The organism is Pseudonocardia bannensis (assembly GCF_012911875.1).
Classification (GTDB): Bacteria; Actinomycetota; Actinomycetes; order Mycobacteriales; family Pseudonocardiaceae; genus Pseudonocardia; species Pseudonocardia bannensis.
Genome location: NZ_JAAXKZ010000068.1, coordinates 24,876 through 31,106 on the forward strand (window position 1 = coordinate 24,876; position 6,231 = coordinate 31,106).

At 73.4% G+C, this 6,231-nt stretch carries 8 protein-coding genes; all 8 read right to left on the reverse strand.

What is annotated here, in order from left to right; genetic code table 11:
- Positions 1–28: 28 nt before the first annotated feature.
- Positions 29–1,066, reverse strand: a complete 1,038-nt coding sequence (locus HF519_RS18050) for an NAD-dependent epimerase/dehydratase family protein (RefSeq protein WP_169414134.1) — start codon at positions 1,064–1,066, stop codon at positions 29–31.
- 145 nt (positions 1,067–1,211) lie between these two features.
- On the reverse strand, positions 1,212–1,313 hold the full coding sequence (locus tag HF519_RS18055; protein ID WP_010241351.1) for a 30S ribosomal protein bS22: 102 nt from the start codon (positions 1,311–1,313) through the stop codon (positions 1,212–1,214).
- A gap of 176 nt (positions 1,314–1,489) precedes the next feature.
- Positions 1,490–1,702, reverse strand: coding sequence for a helix-turn-helix domain-containing protein (locus tag HF519_RS18060; protein WP_169414135.1), 213 nt, complete (start codon positions 1,700–1,702; stop codon positions 1,490–1,492).
- A gap of 173 nt (positions 1,703–1,875) precedes the next feature.
- The gene (proC, locus tag HF519_RS18065) at positions 1,876–2,688 is read right to left on the reverse strand and encodes a pyrroline-5-carboxylate reductase (protein WP_169414136.1); all 813 of its coding nucleotides are present in this window, start codon (positions 2,686–2,688) and stop codon (positions 1,876–1,878) included.
- Between the two features lie 60 nt (positions 2,689–2,748).
- Positions 2,749–3,618, reverse strand: a complete 870-nt coding sequence (locus HF519_RS18070) for a thioesterase family protein (RefSeq protein WP_312860180.1) — start codon at positions 3,616–3,618, stop codon at positions 2,749–2,751.
- The gene (locus tag HF519_RS18075) at positions 3,615–4,541 is read right to left on the reverse strand and encodes a proline dehydrogenase family protein (RefSeq protein WP_312860181.1); all 927 of its coding nucleotides are present in this window, start codon (positions 4,539–4,541) and stop codon (positions 3,615–3,617) included. The genes HF519_RS18070 and HF519_RS18075 overlap by 4 nt, the downstream gene beginning before the upstream one ends.
- Before the next feature lie 14 nt (positions 4,542–4,555).
- A complete protein-coding gene (locus HF519_RS18080) occupies positions 4,556–5,449 on the reverse strand; it encodes a sugar phosphate isomerase/epimerase family protein (RefSeq protein WP_169414137.1) in 894 nt (297 codons plus the stop codon).
- Between the two features lie 4 nt (positions 5,450–5,453).
- A partial coding sequence (locus HF519_RS18085; RefSeq protein WP_498072987.1) for an Rv0497 family membrane protein occupies positions 5,454–6,231 on the reverse strand: 778 nt, incomplete at its 5' end.

Consider the following 6,231-nt stretch of genomic DNA (forward strand, 5'->3'; position numbering starts at 1 on the left):
GTGGCTCCCTTCATCCCAGAGTCGTGTGTCAACGCAGCGTGCGTGCGGCCGCGAGCACGCCCCGCTCGAGCCAGGCGACCTGCTCCGGCCCGAGGAGAGGCCGCAACGCCCGGCCCCGGACGTAGTCGTCGAAGGCCTGCACGGTGGTCCATCGGGGGGTGAAGCCGAACTCGTCCCGAAGCCGCCGGGTCTCGACCACCCGGCCGAAGTTCAGGAAGCGCATCTGCTCAGGAGAGAAGTCGACCAGGCGGGCGCTGCGGAGGACGCGGCTGACGGGGCCCACGGCGAGGCTCGGGACCGGCAGCGGGACCCGGCCGGCTCGGCGGATGGCCTGCGAGAGCAGCAGCACGCCGTCCGCGCTGACGTTGAACACGCCCGGCAGTTCCTCGGTGGCGGCGCGCTCCAGCACCGCCAGCGCGTCCTCCTCGTGCAGCAGTTGCACGCGGGCGTCGTAGCCGAGCACGGTCGGGACCACCGGCAACGCGAAGTACCGGGTCAGCACGGTGTCGATGCGCGGACCGATGAAGTTGGAGAACCGCAGCACCGTCACGGACACGTCGGGGCGGCGCCGGCCGAAGCCGCGCAGGTACCCCTCGATCTCCGCGGCGTCCTTGGCGTAGCCGCCGGAGGACATCTCCTTCGGCATCATCGCCTCGTCGAACAGCGCAGGGTCACGGGAGCTCGCCCCGTACACCGCCGTCGTGGACTTCAGCACCACCCGCCGCACCGACGGCGCCTTCTGGCATGCAGCGAGCAGCTGCATGGTGCCGATGACGTTCATCTCCTTCATCGCCGTGCGGCCACCGGAGGAGGCCGGGTTGGCCGACACCGAGGCGTGGACCACGGTGTCGACCCCGGCGCCGGAGATGACCTTGGCGATGAGCGGGTTGCGGATGTCGGCGCGGACGAACTCCGCGCGGCCCATCCGGCGGAGGAGATCCCGCGGCGGGGGGACGGTGTCCACCCCGAGCACCCGGTCGATGTCCGGGTTCGCTGCGAGCCGAGCGGCCAGGTGACCACCCAGGAATCGGCTGACACCGGTGACCAGAACAACGGAAGGTGCCAACGAGCCAACCCCATGAAGAACGTGCCGGTGAGCGAGCCCCCGATGCTAGACCCCCGGGCCGCGCGGAGGGGACGACCCGGGGGAATTCACGGGCGTCCGTCCGGGCACGCCCTCGCCGACCAGCCGCGTCAGCGGCCGGCCGACGTCACTTGCCGAGCTTGCGACGCTGCACGCGAGTCTTGCGGAGGAGCTTGCGGTGCTTCTTCTTCGACATCCGCTTGCGGCGCTTCTTGATGACTGAGCCCATGCGTCAGTCCTTCCTGATCTGCGTGACGAGCCGGGGTGTTGCGCTCACGCCCATCCGATACCGGCGTGACACGCACGCGGACGGCGAGACGATGACCGATCACGCATCCTACCTGCGGGTCCCCGAAAGGGTGCAGCGGCGTCACCGGAAGGGTCCGCGCCCCAGGCACGAGCGGCTCAGCCCGCGTCGAAGTAGGCACTGCGCAGATAGTCCTCGACGGCCCGCTTGGGCACCCGGAAGGACCGGCCCACCCGGGCCGCAGGGAGTTCGCCGCCGTGGACCAGCCGGTACACGGTCATCTTCGACACCCGCATCATCGCCGCGACCTCGGCCACGGTCAGGAACTGCACCTGTGTGAGATTCAGCTGCTCCGGCTGCTCGGACGGCATCCGAACACCGCCTTCCCCTGTCTCACCGGCCCGTCCCCGGGCTCCACGGCCGGGGCGAGAACTCGGTGTTCCCCGTGAGCTTAGCGGTGCCCCTGTGACGACCTCGACAGACCACTCCACTCGGCCGAGGAATTCAGCCGCGCGTCAGGGTGATCATTTGTCCGTCGATCGGGTCAGCGTGGCTCCGCCGAGCGACCCAACTCGACCGATCGATCACGGGCCGCTTCGATGGCGTCGATCAGGGCGGCCCGCACACCGTGCCGCTCCAGCTCACGGATGGCGGCGATCGTGGTCCCGGCAGGCGACGTGACGGCCTCGCGCAGGAGTACCGGGTGGTCGGAGGACTCGCGCAACATCCGGGCCGCCCCGAACGCCGACTGGACGATCAGGTCGGCGGCCACCGCGCGCGGCAGGCCGAGCAGTATCCCGGCGTCGATCATGGCCTCGACCAGGAAGAAGAAGTACGCCGGACCGGAGCCCGACAACGCCGTGACGGCGTCCTGCTGCGACTCCGGGACCCGGACCACCCGGCCCACCGCCCCCAGCATCTCCTCGACGGTGGCGAGGTGCTCGTCGGTGGCGTGGCTGCCGGCGGAGACCGCGCTCATGGCCTCCCCGACGAGCATCGGGGTGTTCGGCATGACCCGCACGACCGGCGTCCCGGCCGGCAGGCCGCCCTCGAACAGCGCGGTCGGCAATCCCGCGCACAACGACACCACCAGGGTGCCCGGGCGGATGGCCGCACTCAGCTCACCGAGTACCGGCGCGATGTCCTGCGGCTTGACCGCCACGACGACCACCTCCGCCTTGGCGGCGGCGGTGGTGACGTCGGCGGACTGCACGCCGAGCCGGGAGGTGAGGTCGGCGGCCCGTTCCGGGTGTCGTTCGGTGAAAGTGAGGTCCTCGGCAGGTCGACCGGCCGCGAGTAGCCCCGCCAGCAACGCCTCGCCGATCTTCCCTGCCCCGAGCACCGCGATCCGTGTCATGGCGGTGACGGTAGTCCGAGCCCGGCGGCGGGCGCTCCTGCGCTCCGCCGCCGGGACGGATCAGGGGACGAGGGGGGACAGCGCGATCTGGCGGGCCTGGCAGACCAGCCGCCCGGCCGAGTCGATCACCGTGAGGTCCTCGTCGAACCACGGTCCGGCGACCGTGGCCGACCGCGACTCCAGCCGCAGCCAGCCCGGCGCCGGGCGGCCGCGCATCAGGGCCGTCAACTGGACGGTGGGCGCCCAGCCGACGCCGCCGCCCAGGTTGAACACGGTCGGCGGCAGGATGTCGCCGGCCAGCAGCGCGAACAGCACGTCCGGCTCCTCGCCGAGCGGGCGCGTCCAGCCCCGGACCACGGGCGGCCCCTGCTCGCCGACCGCGAACGGGGTGGTCGACGCGTCGAAGCGCAGCTCGCACGCCGCCGCCAGCCCCTGGCCCGGGCTCCCGCCGTTGCGGCTCGGATCCAACGCGTCGGCCGGGGGCTCGGCGGGCAGGTCCGGCAGATCGGTCCAGCGCGGCGCCTCGTCGGGCAGCCGGCCCGCGGTCACGGTCGCCGAGAGCATCAGCCTGCCGGCCTGGAACAACCGGACCGCGGCGACGGAGGCGGTGCGGCCGAGCTTGAGCACCTCGGTGTGCAGTTCCACCGGACCGGGGTCCGGCGCCCGCAGGAACTCCGCGCCGATGGCCAGGGGATCGAGCCCGGGGGCCCCGCCCTGGACGGCGGTCTCGCTGTCGAGCCGGGCCAGCGCGGCCTGCGCCAGCAGCACGAGCAGCAGCCCGCCGTGAGCCTTGTCACCGACGGCCCAGACCAGTCCCAGTTCGGCCCCGTAACGGCCGTCGCCGAGCGGGGTGAGACCGATGGCCTCGCGGAACGGCTGCCCGGCTGACCGCGATTCGACGAGCTCGGTCGTCGTCGATCCGGCGGTCACCGGCGCCCGATCAGGGCGCGCAGGAAGAAGGCCGCATTGGCCGGGCGTTCGGCGAGACGTCGCATGAGATAGCCGTACCACTGCGTCCCGTAGGGAACGTAGATCCGCACGATGTGACCTGTGTCAACCAGGCGCCGCTGCTCGTCCGGGCGGACCCCGTGGAGCATCTGGAACTCGACCTCGCCGACGCCCCGCCCGGCGGCCCGGATACGGTCGGTGACCAGCGCGATCAGCACCGGATCGTGGGTCGCGAACATCGGGTAACCGCGGCCGGTGAGCAGCACCTCGGCACACCGCATGAAGTTGTCACGGATCTCGGCGGCCGTGCTGAAGGCCACCACGTCCGGCTCGGCGTACGCACCCTTGCACAGCCGGACCCGCGAGCCCGGCCCGGCGAGGGCACGGCAGTCGTCCTCGCTCCGGCGCAGGTAGGCCTGCAGCACCGCTCCGACCGACGGCCAGCGCTCGCGCAGCCGGGCGAGCACCCGCAGCGTCGAGTCGGTGGTCGTGTGGTCCTCGGCGTCGAGGGTGACGGTGGTGCCCGCGGCGTGGGCGGCGGCGCAGATCCGCGCGGCGTTCCCGGCCGCGAGCTCCTCGTCCAGAGCCTGGCCGAGCGAGCTGAGCTTGAGGCTCACCTCGACCCGGTCGGCCAGCCCGGCGTCGGCCAGCGCGCCGAGCAGCTCGGTGTAGGCGTCGACGGTGAGCGCGGCCTCGGCCGGCACGGTCACGTCCTCCCCGAGGTGGTCCAGGGTGACGCGGCAGCCGGCGCCGACGAGTTCAGTGGCGACCCGCAGCGCGTCGGCGGTGGTCTCCCCCGCGACGAAGCGGTCGACCACCGCACGGGTCGGGGCGGCGGCGGTGACGGCCCGCCGGATCATCTCGCTGCCCGCCGCGGCCAGGATCACCGATCGCAGCGGGTTCACGGGACGCAGCCGGATCAGGGCCGCGGAGCGGGCGAGGCGGGAGCGCCGGCGGCCGGGACACGGATCAGCGGAGCGGGCCGGTCCTCAGGGGTGGCGGTGGGCTGCAGGTGCAGCCGGGCGAACAACAGCGCCTCGGCGAGCAGAGCGGCCCGGTCGTGCCGGGTGCGGCAGCGCCGGGTGCTCACCTCGACCACGACGGTGCCGCCGGCGGCGCCGAAGCCGTTGCCGGCCAGCCGCTCGCAGATCTCGGCGCAGGGCTGGTTGCCGCGGCCGGGCACCAGGTGCTCGTCACGCGAGGTGCCGCTGCCGTCGGTGAGGTGCAGGTGGACCAGTCCGGTGCCCATCCGTTCGAGCATCGCGAGCGCGTCGACGCCCGACGCCGCGGTGTGCGAGAGATCGAGCGTGTAGTGCGCGTGGCCGGCCTCGGTGGGGTCGAAGCCGGGGCTGTACGGAACCGTCCGCAGCCCGGCGCGGATGACCGGGAACATGTTCTCCACGGCGAGCCGCACGCCGGCGTGCTCGCCCGCCCGGGCCACCTCGTCGGCGAACCGCGCGGCGTAGCGGCGCTGCCAGCGGAACGGCGGGTGCAGCACGACCGTCCGGGCGTCCAGCCGCACGGCGGCGTCCACGGAGCGGCGGATGCGTCCGATCGGGTCGGCGTCCCAGACCCGCTGGGTGACGGCCAGGCAGGGCGCGTGCACCGCCAGAACCGGCATCCCGTACCGGTCGGAGAGTCTGCGGACGGCCCGGAGGTCCTGGCTGATCGGGTCGGACCACACCATGAGTTCGACGCCGTCGTAGCCGAGTCCGGCGGCCAGCTCGAACGCGGCCGACACCGCCTCGGGATAGACCGACGCCGTGGACAGCGCGACCGGCGGCAGACCCGGGGGGGCCGGGGACGCCGTCACGGGGTCACCGGCCCAATAGCACGAGCAGAGCCGGGGACACCGTCAGCAACAGGCCGACGAGCACCGCGAAGATCGTGGTGCGCAGGTCGTCGTTGCGCAGCATGGCGCGGACACCCAGCACCAGGGCGACGGTGACCAGCACCGCGGCCGCGAGCGCGACCACCGGCAGGTTGAACCAGAGGTAGCGGAAGCCGACCCAGAGGGCGGCGCCGGTGACGGCTCCGGCGATCCACTGGGCGAGCACGGCCGCCCAGGCCGACCCAGGCGACTCCTCGCCCGTCGCGGCGCCGCGGCCCAGCCGGCGCTGCGGCTTCTCCGCCGACCCGCCGTCGTCCTGGTCGTCGTGGTCGTCGTACTCGTCGTCGGCGAGCCCGGCCGGGGGGTCGTCGTGGCCGTCGTCATATTCATCGAGATCATCGAGGCGGGCCGCCTGCGTCGGCGGGCCGCCGTCGAAGGACGTCTCGGCGCGACGGAACGCAGGGGGCTCCGGAGACCGCTGGCGTGCCGGAGCGTCGGCTCGGTCCTCCTCGTCGTCGGCCAGCGGAGGGGAACCGAGCATGGTGGGCGGGCCGCCGTCGGCGTCGTCGCGGCCGGCGGCGCCCCAGGGCGCGGCGGGGGCGCCGTTCGTCCGCAGGGCCGTGGTGTCCTCGGCGGCGTGCGGCCGGACGGCCGTGGTGGCCTCGGCGGTGTAGCGGTCGATCGGACCGGTCGCGTCGTCGACCGGGGGCCGGCCGAGCGGGGGGCGGTCGTCACGGATCCGCGGCATCTGCTCGGTCGGGGGG